Here is a 17,382-nt window from a genome sequence, read left to right on the forward strand (position 1 = left end):
GGTGATGACGGGGGCGACGGCGGTTTCGGGACCGACGGGGCCGAGGGTGCCGACGGCACTGCTGGGGCTGATGGCGGCGACGGTGCCGACGGCTCCACCACGTCCAGGACGTCGTCCACCTCGTCCGCCGACGGTCCGGGCCGGCCGAGCGAGCGCGTGATCGCGACCGGCGCCACCCGGCTCGCCGGAGCCGGTCTCACGCTCCGGGTCGAGTTCGGTGCGACGGGACACGCGGTGGTGCGCGCCGGCGAGCTCGTCGACCGGGCCGACGCCGCGATGGACGGCCCCACGGCGTGACCTCGGGCTCCGGCCGGCGGCCTCGGCCCGAAGGCATCCCCGCTTCCCGGCGTCGTGGTGCACCCGACGCCGGCGCGGTGGCACGACGCGGGTGCCCGCCCCGCGTCCGCCGGTCGATCCGCCTCCGCCGATCCTTCGCGGGCTTGCACCGTGCTCCGTACGGCCGGTATTCGCGTGCCATTCAGGCGAACATCGGCTTTGACTGTCAAAAACCAGATTGTTCGCTGTGCGTAGGAATACGTAATGGTCATGTCGGGCCGAGAGGACTAACGTCGCATCGGGCACAGCTGGCACGGGCGGTCGACCCACGATTTGCGATCAGAGGGGGAGCGATCTTCCCGGCGACGACCCGGGCGGATCGCGGGCGGTGCGATGACAAACGATATCTGGGCCTTCACGGGACGCGAGTCCGAGCTGGACTTCATCGCCGACGACCTGCGTGGCCCCGGGGCGCGCAGTGTGGTCATCGGAGGGTCGGCCGGCCTGGGGAAGACCCGGCTCGCCCGGGAGGCCCTGGGAGTGGCGAGGGAATCCGGCCTCCCGACCCACTGGGCGGCGGGCATCAGTGCGACCAGCACCATCCCGTTGGGGGCGCTGGCCCACCTCGTCCCGGCCGGCGACACGACCTCCGACCCGCTGACCCTGCTGCAGCGTACGGTGGCTGCGCTCGCCGGTGAGGGCCGGGTCCGGCGCTCGGTGGTCGGGATCGACGACGCGCACCTGCTCGACGACCTGTCCCTGGCGCTCGTGCACCAGCTCGCCTTGAGCGGCCGCGTCGCCCTGGTGCTCTCGGTGCGGACCGGTGAGCCCGTTCCACCCCCGGTGGGGACCCTGTGGAAGGACGGGCTGGCCGATCGGCTGGAGCTGCAGCCGCTCGCCCGCGTCGACACCGACCGGCTCGTGCGCTCCGCGCTGGGCGGCATCGTGAGCGTGCGGACGTCGGAGTCGCTGTGGCGGCTCAGCCGCGGCAACCCGCTCCACCTGCGCGAGGTGATCGAGGCCGGTCGCGCGACCGGGTGGCTGCGGACGCGTGGTGGTGTGTGGCACCGGGAGGGCGAGCTCCCCGTCACGGCGCGCCTGGCCGAGGTCGTCGGCGCCCAGATGGGGCAGCTGGCACCCGAGGAGTGGTGCGCCCTCGAGGTGCTCGCCGTCGGCGAACCCCTCCCACTGGACGCCCTGCTCCACCTGACCGACCCGGACGTGGTGGCCGCGCTGGAGCGCCGGCAGCTCATCACGGTCGAGCGCAGCCGGGGGCATGCCGAGGCCCGGCTGGCCCGCCCGCTGTTCGGCGAGGTCGTCAGGGCCCAGATACCGCAGGTAGCGGCCGGGCAACTGCGCCGCGAGCTGGTCCGGATCGCGTCCGGGACGCGGCCGGTCGATCCGCTCCGTGTCGCCAGGCTGCTGCTGGACAGCGACGAGCCCGAACCGGACGTCGATCTGCTCGTGGCCGGGGCCGAGCACGCCCACCGGGCGCGCCGGCACGAGCTGGCCGAACGCCTGGCCCGGGCCGCGGTCGACCACGGCGGAGGGTTCCGCGCGTACCTCGGGCTGATGGAGGCGCTGCACTGGCAGGGCAGGGCGCGGGAGTGCGAGCGCACGACCGCGGACGCCGCGATGCACGCCAGGACCGATGACGACCTCGCCGCGCTGACGGTGGTCCGGGCCCTCAACCTGTTCGGTGGTCCGGGCACCGCGGACGTGGCCGATGCCCTGCTGCGGGCGGCGGGGGAGTCGGCGGCGTCCGGGCGGGTCCGGGCCGAGGTCGACGGTGTCCGCGCCCTGCTCGCGTTCTTCGCCGGCCGGCCGGGGGAGGCTGTCGAGCTGGCCGGCCAGGACGGCGACGGGGCGGTGGACCGGGCCGGGCGGTCGGCGCTCGCCTGCGCTGCGCTGGCGGGGGCGCTGGCGGTGTCGGGCCGCTTCGAGGCCGCCCTCACGGCCGCAGCGGCGGGGTGGAGGGCGCTCGACCGGTGCGCCACGGCGACTGCTGCGGGGTGGGCGAGGATCGCGCTGACCCAGGTGGAGTTGCTCGCGCTGGAACTGTCCGGGCGGATCCGGGATCTCGATCGCCGGGCCGCCGGGCTGCTGAGGCAGAGCATGGACGGGGCGGAGTGGGCGGGCGACGCCGCTGCGGTCCTGCAGGTGGGGTTCGCGGCGTACGCCGCGGGCCGTCCCCGGACGGCGCTGCGGTGGCTCCACGAGGCCGCGACGAGCCTGACGCAGCGCGATCCACTCGGGTTGGGGCACGGATGCCGCTACCGGATGGTCCAGGCCCATGCGGTGCTCGGTGACGCCGGGGCCGGTCGTGCGCTGCTGATCGGCCCCGACACGCCGTGCGGCGCGGCCGGGCTGCCGGTGCGGGGGGAGATGCTCCTGGCTCAGGCCTGGCACGTCGCCGCCGCGAACCGGTTGCCGGAGGCGGCCGACCTGGTGCTGCTGGCCGCGGCCGATGCCGCGGACCGGGGCCAGTGGGCGCTGGAGGCCCGGGCCCTGCACGTCGCGGTCCGCCTGGGCCGGGCCCGGGACGTGGCCGGACGGCTCCACGAGCTGCTGACCAAGGTGGACGGTCCGCTGGTCAGGCTGTACGCACGGCACGCCTCCGCGCTGGCGCGCGGCGCGGCCCACGACCTGGAGGACGTGGCGGCACGCTTCGCGGACATGGGACTGCTCCTGCTGGCCGCCGAGGCCGCGGCGCAGGCCGTCACGGCCTACGAACGAGCGGTCGACCGGCGCAGCGCCGCCGTCGCGAGGACGCGGGCGGAGGCGCTCGTCCGCTCGTGCGAGTCGGCCCGGACGCCCGCGTTGGCGGGACTGGCGGCGCCGACCCTCACCTCCCGGGAGGAGGAGGTGGCCGAGCTGGCCGTCAGGGGGTTGACGAACCAGGCCATCGCCGAACGTCTGGTTCTCTCGCGGCGCACGGTGGAGGCCCATCTCGCCAACGTCTACTCGAAACTCGGCATCAACAGCCGTGGGAAGCTCGGGGACGCTCTCGGCCGGGACGTGGACGGTCCGGCGGGCGGGCCGGACGTCGTCGCCGTCCGGATGTCCGGCGGGCGTCCACGGCGAACGCGTGCCGGCGGCCCGCTGCGCGGTCAGCCGGGCCCGCCGCACCGCGCCCGGGGCCGCCGTGCTCAGAACCAGGTGGCGACCACGAACGCGAGCGCGTTGCCCGCGGCCCAGAGCACCCCGACCAGTAGCAGCGCCACCAGCGTGACGGCAGCCCAGCGGCGGCCGCCCTCGGCGCGGTTGGCCGATTCGGCGAAGTCGCTGACCCCGGCCAGATAGCCCTCGACCGTGTACGCCGGTCGCTGGCGCTGCATCCGGTCGAGGTGGGCGGCGAAGGCCTGTGTCTCCGGATCGTCCGGGTCGAGGCCCAGCAGCTCGTCGTCGAACCGGTGGGACCGGGCGGGCTGATCCGATCCACCGGGATCGCCACGGGACATGCACCCGAGGGTAGCGGTCGCCGCGCGCCGCTCGGGTCGGCGGCGCGGCGACCCGGAAGCCGGTACCGTCCCGCCCGTGGCCAGCAAGAACGTGGTGATGCTCTCCGTGCCGGGCCCGGACGGCGACCGTGAGGTCCGGCTGTCCAACCCGGACAAGGTGTACTTCCCCGAGCGCGGGATCACCAAGCGCGAGGTCGTGGAGTACTACCTGGCCGTCGCCGAGCCGATGCTGCGCGCGCTGCGCGACCGGCCGACGAACCTCAAGCGGTTCCCCGACGGGGTGGACGGCGAGCCGTTCTTCGCCAAGCGGGTGCCGAAGGGGGCGCCGTCGTGGGTCACGCCCGTGACGGTCACGTTTCCCAGCGGCCGGACCGCGCAGTCGGTGTGCCCGACCGAGCCCGCGGTGATCGCCTGGGCGGCCAACCTCGGCACGCTCGACTTCCACCCGTGGCCGGTGCGCCGGGCCGACACCGACCGCCCGGACGAACTGCGCGTCGACCTCGACCCGCAGCCGGGCACGGGGTTCGCGGACGCCGTCGCCGTCGCCGGCGTGCTCCGGGAGGTGCTCGACGAGGCCGGGCTGGTGGGCTGGCCGAAGACGTCCGGCGGACGCGGCATCCACGTGTTCGCGCGGATCCGTCCGGAGCGGTCGTTCATCGAGGTCCGCCGGGCCGTCATCGCGATCGCCCGCAGGGTGGCCGCGCGGTCGCCGGAGCGGGCCACCGTGGACTGGTGGAAGGAGGAGCGCGGGGAGCGCGTCTTCCTCGACTACAACCAGGCCGCGCGCGACCGCACGATCGCCTCGGCCTGGTCGGTGCGCGGGCTGCCGCGGGCGACGGTGTCGATGCCGGTGAACTGGGACGACCTGCCCGACGTCGATCCCTCGGACTTCGATCTGCGCACGGTCCCCGGGCTGCTGGCCGAGCGCGGCGATCCGCACGCGGGCATGGACGACGCGGTCGGCACCCTGGACACCGCGCTCGACTGGTTCGCCGCCGACGAGCGCGATCACGGGCTGGGTGAGCTGCCCTACCCGCCGGAGTATCCGAAGATGCCCGGGGAGCCGATGCGGGTGCAGCCCTCCCGTGCCAGGTCCGGCGGCGCAGGCGCGTCCTGAGGACCGGGAAGGGCCAGGACCGGGTGGGGGACCGTGGCAGGCGGCTCGCGCCTTCTGCCGGTCGCGCTCGTTGTGCCCCGTGAACGGCCGGCGTGATCCGGCGCACGACGGCGCGACCCGGGGGAACGCGAGATGTCCAGATCCACCACCTCGGTCGTCCGTGGCCTGCTGCTCGGCGCGGTGGCCGGGTCGCTGGCCGCGGCCGGCGTCGCCCTCGCGAGCGGCGACCCGGCCGGCCGGGATCCGGTGCCCGCGGCCGTCGCGGTGACCGCACCGCAGTCCGCACCACAGCCCGCTCCGGCACCCGACGGCGCGCCGCCCGTGGACACCGGAGCTCCGGCCGCGCCGGACGCCCCCGAGGACCCTGCGTGGGACTACCTCGCGGCGCTGCGGGAGGCACAGATACCGACGAGCCACTCCGGCGAGGCCGAGCTCACGATCGCGCAGGTCGTCTGCGACCGGACCGCGAGCGGATGGACCGAGGACGAGCTGTCGCGGGGCATCCCGCGCAGCCAGCCCACGGTCACCCGCGAGCAGGCCCGCACGCTGGTGCAGATCGCGCTGCGCACCTACTGCTGACGGCGCTGCCGGCTGCCTCGGTCTCGGGCCGCGCCGATGAATCCCTTGTCGGTCAGCCACTGCCGGGCCACGCGCGGCGCCAGACCGTCGGCCGAGACCTTCTTGTTGAGCTCGGCCACGGTCAGCTCGTCCAGCGCCGCGGCGATCGGCTCGAAGACCTTCGCGATGTCCCGGTTCCGGTCGAAGGCCTCCTTGCGGACGGTCGCCGACGCGTTGTACTTCGGGTGGTGGCTCTTGTCGTCGGCCAGCACCCTCAGCCCCAGCTGCGGGATCCGGCCACGACTCCGGGGTCAGCCGGTTGGTGTGCAGCACGACACCGAGCACCAGGGCGATGACGGGGTCGGCCGAGCCGGGCCCCGGGTGGGTCACCCGTTGTCGAAGCCGGGTCAACTCTCGGGGGTGATCACTGTTGCCGCCGGAGGACGATGCCCTCGAACGACGGCCGTGTGGTCACCCGCTCGGTCGCGGATCGCTGCCGGCGTCACGGCGGGCAGAGGGTGCCGTTCTGCGGTGCCCTGCCCGCCACCAGAACCCCGTCGACGACGGCCGTCACGCACGGGGTCCGCGGATAGGCCCCGGTACCGGCTCCCTGCCAACCGAGGAACCGTGCGGTGAACAGGGTCTCGGCCGCTCGCTTGGCGCCCGCCAGCGATGCCCGCGGATCATGGGCGGTTCCGATGACCAGGATCGGTGGGGCGTCGATCGCCTGCCCGGGCGGGGGAGCGGCAGACAGGGCGGGCCAGGGCCCGCAGGCCAGCAGCCGCTGCGCCAGGGTGGCGCCGAAGAGCGGATGGTCCGTGCGCCAGCGGTCGGCGAGCTCACCGACCTCCGGCGGCGTGAGCCGGCGCCGGGAGTCGTTGCACGAGGTCGCGAGCGCCGCGTCGAAGCGCCCGTCACGGCCGGTCACCGGGGCGAGCACGGCCAGCAGGCCGTCCGGGCTGCCGGCGCCGGCCTGGGCGAGCGCCGCGGCGAGCCCGGACCAGCCCTGCGGCTCGGCCAGCCCCGCCAGGAGCGCGGTGACGGTGGCCCCGGCCGTCAGCCGGCGCCCGTCGGCGGAGGCGAGGGGTTGCGTGCGCAGCAGGTCGAGCAGGGCTGCCACCGCGGCCCGCGGGTCATCGCCGAGCGGGCAGCCGCCGGCGGCGGTGCAGGCGGTGGCGAAGGCGTCGAAGGTGCTCTCCGCGGCTGCCGCCCGTGCCTCGGTCAGCTCCGGCACGTCCTGACCGGGATCCGGGGGGCCGTCGAGGACGAGCCGCCCGACGGCCTGCGGGTGCGCCCCTGCCCAGGTCGCGAGGGCCGCGGCACCGTCGCCGACACCGATGGCGGAGAGCCGCCCCACCCTCAGCTCCGCACGCACCCGCTCGACGTCGGCGGCGCTGTTGGCCGTCCGGTACGAGCTGACCGCCCCGGACAGCAGCAGGTAGCAGTCCTGCACGATCGCCCGCGACCGTTCGAGCAGCGCGGTCAGGGCGGCCTCTCCGGTGGCGGCCGGGTCGGCGTCGACGACGGCGGAGCGGGCCATCGGGGGCGCGCAGTCGAGCGTGTCCGTGCCCGCGCCGCGGCGGTCGAGACCGACCAGCTGGTACTGCTCGAGCACCTCGGGCGAGACCTGGGTGGCGAGCCGGGCGGCGTGCCGGGCCGACGGGTCGGTGTCGCTGTCTCCGAGGACGAGCAGCGGGGGCCGGTCGTCCGGCGCGTCGGCTGCGCCCGCGCGGATCACCCCGAGCCGGGTCCGACCCAGCCCGGGCTGGGTCGGATCGGTGGCCACGCCGATCTCACCGCACTCGATGCGCAGGGTGCGCCCGGCCGGGGCCGCGGTGCCGAGCTCCGCGAGGGTGTCGTCGGTGCAGTCGGCGAAGTCGATGGAGGAGTTCTGCGGCTCCGGGACCGGTAGCTCGTCGGGGGCGGCGGGGACCGGCGTGCTGACCGGTGGGAGCGTCGGCATGTCGCCACCGCGGACCGCCACCGGCGGGCGCTGCGACGGCCCCACGGTGCAGCCGGCCAGGAGCGCGGTCAGGCAGCACAGGACGATCGGCAACGTGCGCCGGCGGGCCGCCCGCGCGCGTCGCGGCACTGAGGACACGCACCGGCTCCTTCCAGGTCGCCCGACCGTCGCCCGGCCACCCTGTCGCATCGCCGGTGTGGCCCCGGTGAGCACCCCGGGTCAGCTCCCGCCGAGGCGGTGCAGCTGCAGGGCGAGCTGGGGCTGCAGTGCCCGCGCCGGCTGCTGCCAGCCGGTGCCGAGCAGGGCACCGTCCGCTCCAGCCGCTGGCCGAGGGTGTTGACGTGCACATGATCGGCGCTGTCGGTGTCGGCTCCGGACGTGGGGCCGGGGCGGCCCGGGCCGAGTCGCCGGGCGAGATCGGCGGCGAGGGCCGACGGATCAGTACCGGACCGCACCACTCGACGGTGGTGCCGATCATGCTCGCCGACACCACCTTGACGATGCCGGAGCGGGTTGGTGGGCAGCGGAGTGCGCAGCAGTGCGATCAGCGGTGGCCACGGGGGCCTCCCGATGTCTCCCCAGGTGAACGGTTCCGGTCAGCGCGCCGTCCAGCCGCCGTCCTGGGACAGCGAGGTCCCGGTGATGGAGGCCGACGCCGGCCCGTAGAGGACGGCCGCCAGCTCGGCGACCTCATCGGGCTCGATCAATCGTTTCACCGCGACCGGGGTGAGCATGATCTGTTCGACGACCTCGCCGGGGTCGATGCCGTGCGCCCGCGCCTGGTCGGCGATCTGGGCCTCCACCAGCGGGGTGCGCACGTACGCGGGGTTGATGCAGTTGCTGGTGACGCCATGGGCGGCGCCCTCCAGCGCCGCCACCTTCGACAGGCCCTCGAGGCCGTGCTTGGCGGTGACGTAGGCGGACTTGAACGGGCTCGCCCGCAGGCCGTGCGCGCTGGAGATGTTGATGATCCGGCCCCAGCCGCGCTCGTACATCGTCGGCAGCGCCGCCCGGATCAACCGGAACGGCGTCTCCAGCATGATCGTCAGGATCTGGCTGAAGATCGCGGGGTCGAACTCGTGCAGCGGCGCGACGTGCTGGCGCCCGGCGTTGTTGACCAGCACGTCCACCGCCGCCGGGAGCGCGTCCACGGCGGTGGTGTCCGACAGGTCGCAGACGACGGGTTCGACACTGCCGGTGCCGGGCCGCGCCGACCGCTCCGCGGCCACCGTCTCGACCAGCTTCTCGAGTCCCGCCGGGTCGAGGTCGACGGCGCGCACGGTGGCGCCGTCGGCTGCCAGCCGCCGGGTGATCGCGGCCCCGATGCCGCTCGCGGCGCCGGTGACCAGCGCCGTGCGGCCCTCCAGCGGAGGGGACGTCCCTGTCATGCCCCGCGACGCTACGCCCCGCGGGCCCGCTCTCCACTGTGCTCGGAGTCCGTAGTTGAGCGTGGATTGTGTGGTCAGGCCACCCGGGGTGTGTTGCGGCCGTCGGCCTCGAGCTCCAGCCGGACCGCGGCGGGCAGCTCGTCGACGCCCAGGGAGGCCCGGGTGCCGGCGAGCACCTCCTGGTCCAGGCGGCGGCACACCTCGGCGACGTCGGCGTCGTCGGTGAGCCACAGCGTCACCCGCAGCGCGGGAGCGCGGTCGTCACCCACCAGCCGGGCGCGGGCCCGGGCGACCCCGGGCAGGGTGGCGGCCTGGTTCGCGACGGCGTCGGCGACGGCCGGCGCGGTGATCACGATGGCCGTGTCCGGTCCGGCGTCGACCACCAGGTCGGGGCGGCGCTCGGGGCGCAGCGACCGCGCCGTCCACACCAGGCCCAGCACGGCGAGCAGGAGCCCGGCGGCGATCGCGATGCTGCGGGCGAGGGTCGGCTGGGCGCGCAGCGCATCGACGATCATCGGGTCCAGCAGCGGCCGCTGGGCCCGTCCGGCGCCGAACACCCCGTAGCTGAGCAGCGCGACCAGCGTGCCCGCAGCGAGCAGGACCAGGCCGAGCAGCACGACGAGCGTCCGGTCCCCGGCCGCGGAGCGGGCCACCGCGTGCCGCGACCGTCGGCGGAGCTGCGCGGAGGGTTGCGGGCGCGGGGACGGCGCGCCCGGTGGGTAGCCGGCCTCGGTGCCGGTGGTCGCGGTCCGTGCGGTGTCCGCCGCCCCGGTCGGGGTGCTCATCGCTCTCCCTCGTTGCGCTCGGTCGGCTTCGCCGGGCACTGCGCCGGAGCGCTCGCCGGCCGCGGCCGCCGTGCCGGTGCTCGGCCGGCCGGCTCGCTCATCGGGGCCCCTTCCGGACGCTCGTGGTGACGCTGACCCGGGGACGGCGCGCCAGCGGCAGCTCGTCGAGGAGTTCGTCGACCCGGTGGGTCACGGTGCGGCGCAGGTCCGAGCCCTCCGTGCCGTCCGTGCCACCGGGACCCGCGGAGTCGGTGCTCCAGCCCTCGGCGCGCACCGAGATGCGGCGGGCGGACGCGGTGACCGAGGCCGACGCGACGTCGTCGGCGGTGCGCACGTGGCGCCCGACGAGCCGGGCCAGGACCTGCGGTGAGGTGGCCACCGTGAGGTCCGGCGAGGGGACGGCCAGCAGCACGTCGTGTCGCCGTGCGAAGAGCCCGACCAGCACGAGGAGCAGGCCCACCACACCGACGCCGATGGCGACCGCCGCGACCGGGTCGTCCTGCCAGGTCGTGGCCTCCAGCGTGGCCCGCCAGGCCACCCAGGGCACCACCAGCCCCTGACCGGTGACCGGCCGCATCCAGGCGGCGATGACCTCCACCGCCACGAGCACGCCGATCGCGGCCAGGCCGAGGCCCAGCAGCGGGGCGAGCACCCGGAGCAGAACCCGCATCACGTCCTCCTCATTGCACGCTCATTGCATGCTCATTGCACCCGGGGCGGGGCCGGCTCGCCGCGCAGCCCCGACACGGTGACGGCCAGCGTCCGGACCCGATAGCCGGCCAGCCGCTCGAGCTCCTCGCTGATCCGGGAACGGACCGCGTCGACGACCGACGTCACCCGGCCCGGGTAGCCGAGGGTCAGCTCGAGCCGTACGTCGACCGCATCGGGGGCGCCCGAACCTGTGCTGACCCGGGCGTTCGCTCCTGTCTCGCCGACCTCGAGCCCGGCCAGCCTGCGCTCGCTGCGCAGCGTGCCGGGAACCTGGTCGGCGGCGTGCTCGATGATCTTCCGGAGGACGGTCGGGTGGATGTCGAGGTGCCCGCGTTCGGCCGGATCGAGCAGCGCCGGGGAGGCGGTGCTCACCGGTCCCGTCCCCGTCCGAGCACGCCGCTGATGTCGAGCTCGCCATCGAGGACGCGGCCGATCACGAGGCCGACCGCGCCGACGAGGAGCGCGATGAGAAAGGCGCTGAACCCGCCGATGGCGCCGGCGGCGCCGAGGATGAGACCTGCCAGCAGGCCGGTCTGGGTGCCGTTCATCTGGCTCTCCTGGATGTGTGCCTGGGGGTGTGGGGTGTGCGCCGGGCTCAGTCGACCCGGTTGTTGCGCTGTCGCCGCACCGTGCGGATGGCGGCGATCGCGACCCGCACGGCGAACGGCAGGTCGGCGACGACCACGACCGGGGCGTCGTACCGGGCGTCCTCCGGATCGGGTTCGGCGCCCGGGGTTGCGGGGTCACCCTCCGGTGCGGCGGTCCCGGCCCGGAACCGGGCCAGACCCGCGACGAACGCGTCCGGATCGCCCCCGCGATCCGGGTGGTTGTCGCGGATGAAGGCCCGGTAGGCCGCCCGCTCCTCCGCGGTCATCTCGGGGTTCACGGGGCGCCCGCCGGTGAGCCGGTCGTGTCCACGTCGGCGACCAGGATGTCCACGGGCGCGCCACCGCACAGGGCCGCCACCTCGCGGCGCAGGACGCGCACGACCTCCGGGAACGGCCGGTCCAGGTTCAGCACCACCCCCAGTTCGACCGGTTCGCCCAGCTCCCCGATCCGGACGCCGACGAGGCGGCGCCCGGGCAGGTAGGTGGCCACCGCACCGAAGGCGCCGGCGTCGAGGCGGGCCACGGCCGGGTGCGCGGTCACGACGGCGGCGATGCGCTCGGCCAGGACGCGGTCCTGGTCGGGGTCGAGCCGTTGCGGTCGGCCTGTCCCGGCCGTCCCGACCCGCTCGGTCGCCGGCGACGGCTCGGCGGTGGTCGGGCTCACTCGACGCGCGACGGCTGCGCGACCGGGACCTCGTCGCCGTTGTCGGCGTCGGGCAGGTGGATGTCGTTGACGGCGATGTTGACCTCGATGACCTCGAGGCCGGTCATGCGCTCCACCGCGGTGATCACGTTGCGGCGCACCGCGCGGGCCAGCTCGACGATCCCGGCGCCGTACTCCACGACGATGTCGAGGTCGATCGCGGCCTGCTTCTCGCCCACCTCGACCTGCACGCCCGCGATGTTCGCGGCACCGGTGCCGCCACCGGGGATCCGCTCCCGGATCGCGCCGAACGCCCGGGACACCCCACCGCCCATCGAGTGCACGCCCGAGATCTCGCGCGCCGCGATGCCTGCGATCTTCTGCACGACGGAGGCGGCGATGGTGGTACGGCCCTGGCTGGTGTCCTCGGCCAGCCGGGCCGGGGTCGCCGTGCCCGCAGCCGTCGTTGCCGAGGAGGTCGTGGTGGCGCTGGTGTTCGCCGTGCTCTGGGTCATCTCGCGCTCCTTCTCACTGCGCTCACTGTGCGTGGACCGGCCCCTGCTGGTGCGTGCCGGTCGCACGGGGATGAGACGTCCATACCCGCTGCCTGCTCACGACACATCACCCGATCAGAGGGGTCCGGACGGTCCGCAGCACCGGGCGCGGCGGTAGCGCAGGAGCAGGGTGTCATCGTCGTGCAGGGTGCTGACCAGTGACATGGTCCGTGGCGGCGTCGCGGGTGCACCGTGGGCGATGCGGCCGGCCTCACCGCCGGTCAGCAACGGGGCGACCGTCAGGCAGAGTTCGTCGACGGCGTCGGCGGCCACGAGGTCGCCGTGCAGACCCGGGCCGCCCTCGCAGAGCACCCGGTACAGCCCGCGGCGCCCGAGTTCGGCGATGACGCCGGCCGGATCGAGCCGGTCCAGGACGACAACGTCGCCGCCGGCCGCCGCCAGCCGGTCGCGCCGCTGCGCCGGGGCCGAGGCCCGGGTGAGGATGATCGGGGGGACCGCGGTGTCGGTGAACAGCCGGCTCTCGGGGTCGAGGTCGGCCGAGCCGGTGACGACGGCGATCGGCGGGGGAGTGTCGCGGCCATCGGTGGGCCGCCGGGCGCCCCGGTAGTTCTCGGCCCGGACCGTCCCGGCGCCGACCAGGATCACGTCGGCGAGCCGGCGCAGCAGCCCGAAGACCCTCTTGTCGGCGGCCGATCCCAGTCCGCCGGAGCGCCCGTCGACCGACACCGCGCCGTCCAGGCTGGACACGAAGTTGACCCGCACGTAGGGCGCGGTGAGGTCATCCGGATAGGCGTAGGCCGCCGCCAGGGCGGCATCATCGATCTCGCCGCCGGTGTCGGTGCCGGGCGTGGGCCACAGTCGTCGCACCCCGCCATCCCAGCACCCGGGCGCGGTGCTGTCCCGACGGCCGTCCGGGGAGTGGGACGGGCCGGTGGCTAGTCCACGAGGTCCGCGTAGCGCCGTGCCCGCTCCGCGGGCGAGGTGCGGGGGCAGGTGGAGCAGGCCGAGCCGTCCCCGGAGACCTTGAAGTAGTAGCAGCACGAGGTCCGCTTCCGGGACAGCCAGACGCGGCCGAGCGCGTCCGTGAACGGGTGCAGCGCGGAGGGCTCGGCGAACTCGGGCGTGCCGCCCGGCAGCACGAGCCCCGCCTCGCGCAGGGTCGCGGTCATCGTGAGCGGGTCGCCGCAGGCCGTGACGCCGTTCTCGCTGCGCCACAGGCCGGTGTCCAGACCGTCGAAGAACGCGCCGAGCAGGGCCCGCCGCGGCAGCGGGCGGCCGGGCGCGTACCCGGCCAGGAACTCGTCGGCATGGGTGCGGATCTGGGCGCGCAGCACCGCGGCGAGCGCGTCGACGTCGCCGACCACGGTGGCGCCCGGGTCGCCGGCGGCGGGATCGTCGGGCAGGCACCAGAACCGCTCGTCGAGCAGGGCGGTGGCCACCGGGATCGGGTTACCGGGATCGCGGCGGAAGGCCAGCGCGGCCCGGTCGAGCACGGGGACGCGGCGGGCGTGCCGGAAGAAGGCCGCGCCGGTCAGCCCGGGCAGGCTCGCGCACCAGTGCAGGACGAAGGCGCTCGCGGTGGTCGGGTGCGTGCCGCCGTACCAGCCGGGCAGCGCGGCGAGGGTCTCGGCCTCCCAGCGCGCCACGAACGCGGTGTCGACGTCGCTGCAGCGGGTCCAGCCGTCGGCGGACGGCCCCGGGCCGACGTGCACGTCGAGACCCTCGACGGCGGCGGACACCCGGGCTGCCGTCTCCGCCACCGCGGAGGTGAGCGAGAGCGTCATAAGGTGAGGTTAGCCTAACTTGAGTGCAGCGACACGCCGGGTCATCGGGGTGAGGTACGGCTGCCCTCTGTCATGACAGGCTTGCCTCACTTATGGTGAGTATCGCCGTGGATCACCATGACCGCGATCACCCGATGGAACGACTGGAGGCCGAGTGACGACGACCGCCACTCCGTCGTCACTCCCGACCGGGGGACGCCGCCCGGGCCCGGCCGGTTCGCTGCGCCGACGCCGGCTCCTGGGCCTGACACTGCTCACAGTGCTGCTCGTCGCGTGCTGCCTGGCCAGCGTCGCCTTCGGCGCGAAGGCGATCCCCCTCGGCAACGTGTGGGACGCGCTGGTCGCGCCGACCGGCTCCGAGGACGACATCGTGGTGCGCTCGCTGCGGATCCCGCGCACCGTCCTCGGCATCCTGGTCGGCGCGGCGCTGGGGCTCGCCGGCGCGCTGATCCAGGGCCACACCCGCAATCCGCTGGCCGACCCCGGCCTGCTCGGCGTCAACGCCGGTGCCGCGTTCCTCGTCGTGCTCGGGGTCTACGCCTTCGGCGTGACCACGCTGTTCGGCTACGTGTGGTTCGCCTTCGCCGGGGCGCTCGCCGCCAGCGTCGCGGTCTTCCTGCTCGGGTCCACCGGCCGCGGCGGCGCAACCCCGGTGACGCTCGCGCTGGCCGGGGCCGCGGTCAGCGCCCTGCTGCAGGCGCTCACCTCGTCGGTGATCATCCTCGACGCCGAGACGCTGGACGCCTACCGGTTCTGGAACGTCGGCTCCCTCGCCGGGCGGGACGCCGAGGTGGCCGGCCAGGTGGTCTGGTTCCTGGTGGCCGGCGCGGTGATCGGGCTGGCCGGTGCGCCCGCGCTCAACGCGCTCTCGCTCGGTGAGGACGTCGCGCGCTCGCTCGGCCAGTCGGTCCGGCGCACCCGGGTGCTGGGTGTCGTGGCGATCACGCTGCTGGCCGGCGGGGCCACCGCCGCGTGCGGCCCGATCATGTTCGTCGGCCTCGTCGTCCCCCACATCGTGCGGGCGTTCACCGGACCCGACTACCGGTGGCTGCTACCGGCGTCCGCGCTGACCGGCTCCGTGCTGCTCCTGATCGCCGATGTCGCCGGGCGCATCGTCGCGCGGCCCGGTGAGATCCAGGTCGGCATCCTGTTGGCGCTGGTCGGGGCGCCGTTCTTCATCGCCCTGGTCCGCCGCCGAAAGATGGTGCAGCTGTGAGGACCACGCTCGACGGGTCCCCGGACCCGGTCCTGCGCCCCGCTCCGGACCCGGTACCCGGGCGGGTCCCGGTGCGTGTCGGGCGCGTCTCCGGGGTCTGGCGGCCGCGGTCGGTGGCCGTGCTGCTGGCCGGCTGCGCCGTGCTGGTGCTCGCGATGGCGGTCAACATCGGCCGCGGCGAGTTCCCGATCAGCATCGGCGAGGTGCTGGCGGTGCTGACCGGTGGCGGCGAGGCGAGCCAGCAGTTCATCGTGCTGGAACTGCGGCTGCCGCGCTCGCTGACCGGCGCGCTGGTGGGGGCGGCGCTGGGGGTGTCGGGCGCGATCCTGCAGGCGATCGCGCGCAACCCGCTGGCCAGCCCCGACATCATCGGCATCACCGCCGGCGCCGGCGCGGCCGCCGTGACCGTCATCGTGCTCGGCGGCAGCTTCGGGGCGATCGGCGGGCTCGGGTCGGCGGTCGGGCTGCCGCTCGCGGCGCTGCTCGGTGGCCTGCTCACCGCCGGCGCGATCTACGGGCTGGCCTGGCGCAAGGGCATCCAGGGCTTCCGGCTGGTCCTGGTCGGCATCGGCATCAACGCGATCCTGTTCGCCACGATCAACTGGCTGCTCGTCGTCGCGCAGGTCTACGAGGCCGCCCGGGCCCAGGTCTGGCTCAACGGCAGCCTCAACGCCCGGGGCTGGGAGCACGTGGTCCCGGTCGGGATCGCGCTGGCCGTGCTCGTCCCCGCGGCCCTGGTGCTCGCGCACCTGCTCGGCGGTCTGCAGTTCGGCGACGACACCGCCCAGGGCCTCGGGATCCGGGTCGACGCGGGCCGTACGGCGCTGCTGCTGGTCGCCGTGGGGCTGGCCGCGGTGGCGACGGCCTCGGCCGGGCCGATCGCGTTCGTCGCGCTCGTCGCCCCGCAGATCGCGCAACGCCTCGTCGGGGCGGCCCGCCCGCCCATCGCCGCATCGCTCGTACTGGGCGCCGCGTTGACGGTGGTCGCGGACCTGATCGCGCGCACCGCGTTCGGCGGCACCGAACTGCCGGTCGGCGTCGTGACCGCGGTGCTCGGCGCGCCGTACCTGCTCTACCTGCTCGCCCGTCAAGGCCGGGAGGCCCGCGCATGACCCAGACCAGCGTCCAGACCGCCGAGCCCCCGGCGCCCGCGCCCCCGCCCGTCCGGCTGCGGGCCGACGGGGTGCGGCTCGGCTACGGCGACCGCCTCGTGGTCGACGGCCTCGATCTCGACGTGCTGGGTGGCACCGTCACCGCGGTCATCGGGCCCAACGGCTGCGGCAAGTCGACACTGCTGCGCGCGCTGGGGCGGCTGCTCAAGCCCACCGGCGGCCAGGTGCTGCTGGACGGCAGACGGATCGACCGGATCCCGACCAAGGAGGTCGCGACCGTCCTCGGCATCCTCCCGCAGTCCCCGGTCGCACCGGAGGGACTGACGGTGGCCGACCTGGTCGCGCGGGGCCGGCACCCGCACCAGGCGTGGTACCGGCAGTGGTCCTCCGACGACGAGCAGGCCGTCGCCGAGGCGTTGCGTTGGACGGGCATGCTCGACCTCGCCGAACGACCGGTCGACGAGCTCTCCGGGGGGCAGCGGCAGCGGGCCTGGATCTCGATGGCCCTGGCCCAGGGCACCGACCTGCTGCTGCTCGACGAGCCGACGACGTTCCTCGATCTCGCCCACCAGGTGGAGGTGCTGGAGATGGTCCGCCGGTTGCACACCGAGGCCGGGCGGACGGTCGTCATGGTGCTGCACGACCTGAACCTCGCGGCCCGCTACGCCGATCGGCTGGTCGCGATGCGCGCCGGGCGCGTGGTGGCGGCGGGCGAGCCCGCGGACGTGATCACCGAGCCGCTGCTGCGCGAGGTGTTCGGGCTGGACGCCCGGGTGATCACGGACCCGGTGTCGGGCGCCCCGCTCGTGGTGCCGATCGGGACCCACGCCGTGCCCTGACCCCGACTCGCGCTGCTGAGCCGGGGCGGGCTCGGGCGGACTGGCTACGCTGCAATCGTGGCGAAGACCGCGCGTGAGACGTTCCGGGTGCCCGCGGGCGACCTCGATCTCTGCGCCCTCGACCCGCGGGCCCGCCCGATCGGTCCGAAGGACAAGGCCACCGCCGAGGCCGAGATGATCGACCTGGGCGCGCGGCTCGACGCGCGCCAGGAAGCGCTCTACGCCGAGGCCGTCTGGGGCGGGAGGCGCTCGGTGCTGCTGGTGCTGCAGGGCATGGACACCTCGGGCAATCTACGCGACGTGCTCGCTGCGCGCGCTGCAGGCGACGGGGGCGCGTCGCTGGCGTTCGAGGTGTTCATCCACCGGCTGGCCCGGGAGGCCGCGGCGATGACGGTGGCGGCCGGTG

At 75.0% G+C, this 17,382-nt stretch carries 19 protein-coding genes and 2 pseudogenes; 8 read left to right on the forward strand and 13 right to left on the reverse strand.

The window, feature by feature from the left end; genetic code table 11:
- Positions 1-297 (forward strand): hypothetical protein (locus HF519_RS30625; protein ID WP_211170534.1); only part of this gene is annotated, 297 nt, incomplete at its 5' end.
- Between the two features lie 2,655 nt (positions 298-2,952).
- Positions 2,953-3,255, forward strand: a pseudogene (locus tag HF519_RS31780) (response regulator transcription factor); the annotation flags it as partial.
- Positions 3,256-3,425: 170 nt separating this feature from the next.
- On the opposite strand, the gene HF519_RS24755 reads toward HF519_RS31780, so the two are convergent.
- Positions 3,426-3,737, reverse strand: coding sequence for a hypothetical protein (locus tag HF519_RS24755; protein ID WP_169415403.1), 312 nt, complete (start codon positions 3,735-3,737; stop codon positions 3,426-3,428).
- Positions 3,738-3,834: 97 nt separating this feature from the next.
- Here HF519_RS24755 and ligD point away from each other — a divergent pair, with 97 nt between their 5' ends.
- A complete protein-coding gene (gene ligD, locus HF519_RS24760; RefSeq protein ID WP_169415416.1) occupies positions 3,835-4,854 on the forward strand; it encodes a non-homologous end-joining DNA ligase in 1,020 nt (339 codons plus the stop codon).
- 132 nt (positions 4,855-4,986) lie between these two features.
- Positions 4,987-5,433, forward strand: coding sequence for a DUF732 domain-containing protein (locus tag HF519_RS24765; protein WP_169415404.1), 447 nt, complete (start codon positions 4,987-4,989; stop codon positions 5,431-5,433).
- Here HF519_RS24765 and HF519_RS24770 read toward each other — a convergent pair.
- From HF519_RS24770 to HF519_RS24825, 12 genes are all read right to left on the reverse strand, one after another.
- The gene (locus HF519_RS24770; protein WP_312860329.1) at positions 5,424-5,705 is read right to left on the reverse strand and encodes a glycine betaine ABC transporter substrate-binding protein; all 282 of its coding nucleotides are present in this window, start codon (positions 5,703-5,705) and stop codon (positions 5,424-5,426) included. The genes HF519_RS24765 and HF519_RS24770 overlap by 10 nt on opposite strands.
- 209 nt (positions 5,706-5,914) lie before the next feature.
- Positions 5,915-7,513: an alpha/beta fold hydrolase gene (locus tag HF519_RS24775; protein WP_169415406.1), complete on the reverse strand. Its 1,599-nt coding sequence runs from the start codon at positions 7,511-7,513 to the stop codon at positions 5,915-5,917.
- 458 nt (positions 7,514-7,971) lie between these two features.
- Positions 7,972-8,763 carry a 3-hydroxybutyrate dehydrogenase gene (locus tag HF519_RS24780; RefSeq protein ID WP_169415407.1) on the reverse strand — a complete coding sequence of 264 codons (792 nt, stop codon included), beginning with the start codon at positions 8,761-8,763 and terminating at the stop codon, positions 7,972-7,974.
- Between the two features lie 74 nt (positions 8,764-8,837).
- Positions 8,838-9,548 (reverse strand): Asp23/Gls24 family envelope stress response protein, encoded by a 711-nt coding sequence (locus tag HF519_RS24785; RefSeq protein WP_246245102.1) that lies wholly within the window; start codon positions 9,546-9,548, stop codon positions 8,838-8,840.
- 97 nt (positions 9,549-9,645) lie between these two features.
- Positions 9,646-10,218 (reverse strand): DUF6286 domain-containing protein, encoded by a 573-nt coding sequence (locus HF519_RS24790; protein ID WP_169415408.1) that lies wholly within the window; start codon positions 10,216-10,218, stop codon positions 9,646-9,648.
- 32 nt (positions 10,219-10,250) lie between these two features.
- Entirely contained in the window at positions 10,251-10,631 is a 381-nt protein-coding gene (locus tag HF519_RS24795) for an Asp23/Gls24 family envelope stress response protein (protein WP_169415409.1), read from the reverse strand.
- On the reverse strand, positions 10,628-10,807 hold the full coding sequence (locus HF519_RS24800) for a hypothetical protein (protein ID WP_169415410.1): 180 nt from the start codon (positions 10,805-10,807) through the stop codon (positions 10,628-10,630). The genes HF519_RS24795 and HF519_RS24800 overlap by 4 nt, the downstream gene beginning before the upstream one ends.
- Before the next feature lie 47 nt (positions 10,808-10,854).
- Positions 10,855-11,145: a hypothetical protein gene (locus HF519_RS24805; RefSeq protein WP_312860326.1), complete on the reverse strand. Its 291-nt coding sequence runs from the start codon at positions 11,143-11,145 to the stop codon at positions 10,855-10,857.
- Complete coding sequence (locus tag HF519_RS24810; RefSeq protein ID WP_312860327.1) at positions 11,142-11,531, reverse strand: hypothetical protein; 390 nt, start codon at positions 11,529-11,531, stop codon at positions 11,142-11,144. Before HF519_RS24810 ends, HF519_RS24805 begins: the two co-directional genes overlap by 4 nt.
- Positions 11,528-12,025: an Asp23/Gls24 family envelope stress response protein gene (locus HF519_RS24815; RefSeq protein ID WP_169415411.1), complete on the reverse strand. Its 498-nt coding sequence runs from the start codon at positions 12,023-12,025 to the stop codon at positions 11,528-11,530. Before HF519_RS24815 ends, HF519_RS24810 begins: the two co-directional genes overlap by 4 nt.
- 114 nt (positions 12,026-12,139) lie before the next feature.
- Positions 12,140-12,892 carry a pyrimidine reductase family protein gene (locus HF519_RS24820; RefSeq protein ID WP_169415412.1) on the reverse strand — a complete coding sequence of 251 codons (753 nt, stop codon included), beginning with the start codon at positions 12,890-12,892 and terminating at the stop codon, positions 12,140-12,142.
- Positions 12,893-12,960: 68 nt separating this feature from the next.
- Positions 12,961-13,809, reverse strand: coding sequence for a (2Fe-2S)-binding protein (locus HF519_RS24825; protein ID WP_169415413.1), 849 nt, complete (start codon positions 13,807-13,809; stop codon positions 12,961-12,963).
- A 154-nt stretch (positions 13,810-13,963) separates the two neighbouring features.
- Between HF519_RS24825 and HF519_RS24830 the strand changes: the two genes are divergently transcribed.
- The 4 genes and pseudogenes from HF519_RS24830 to HF519_RS24845 form a co-directional block, all read left to right on the forward strand.
- On the forward strand, positions 13,964-15,025 hold the full coding sequence (locus HF519_RS24830) for a FecCD family ABC transporter permease (RefSeq protein ID WP_169415414.1): 1,062 nt from the start codon (positions 13,964-13,966) through the stop codon (positions 15,023-15,025).
- Positions 15,022-16,137: a FecCD family ABC transporter permease gene (locus tag HF519_RS24835; protein WP_312860328.1), complete on the forward strand. Its 1,116-nt coding sequence runs from the start codon at positions 15,022-15,024 to the stop codon at positions 16,135-16,137. Before HF519_RS24830 ends, HF519_RS24835 begins: the two co-directional genes overlap by 4 nt.
- On the forward strand, positions 16,134-16,976 hold the full coding sequence (locus HF519_RS24840; protein ID WP_169415415.1) for an ABC transporter ATP-binding protein: 843 nt from the start codon (positions 16,134-16,136) through the stop codon (positions 16,974-16,976). The genes HF519_RS24835 and HF519_RS24840 overlap by 4 nt, the downstream gene beginning before the upstream one ends.
- A gap of 57 nt (positions 16,977-17,033) precedes the next feature.
- Positions 17,034-17,382, forward strand: a pseudogene (locus tag HF519_RS24845) (hypothetical protein); the annotation flags it as partial.

This window comes from Pseudonocardia bannensis (assembly GCF_012911875.1).
Lineage (GTDB): Bacteria > Actinomycetota > Actinomycetes > Mycobacteriales > Pseudonocardiaceae > Pseudonocardia > Pseudonocardia bannensis.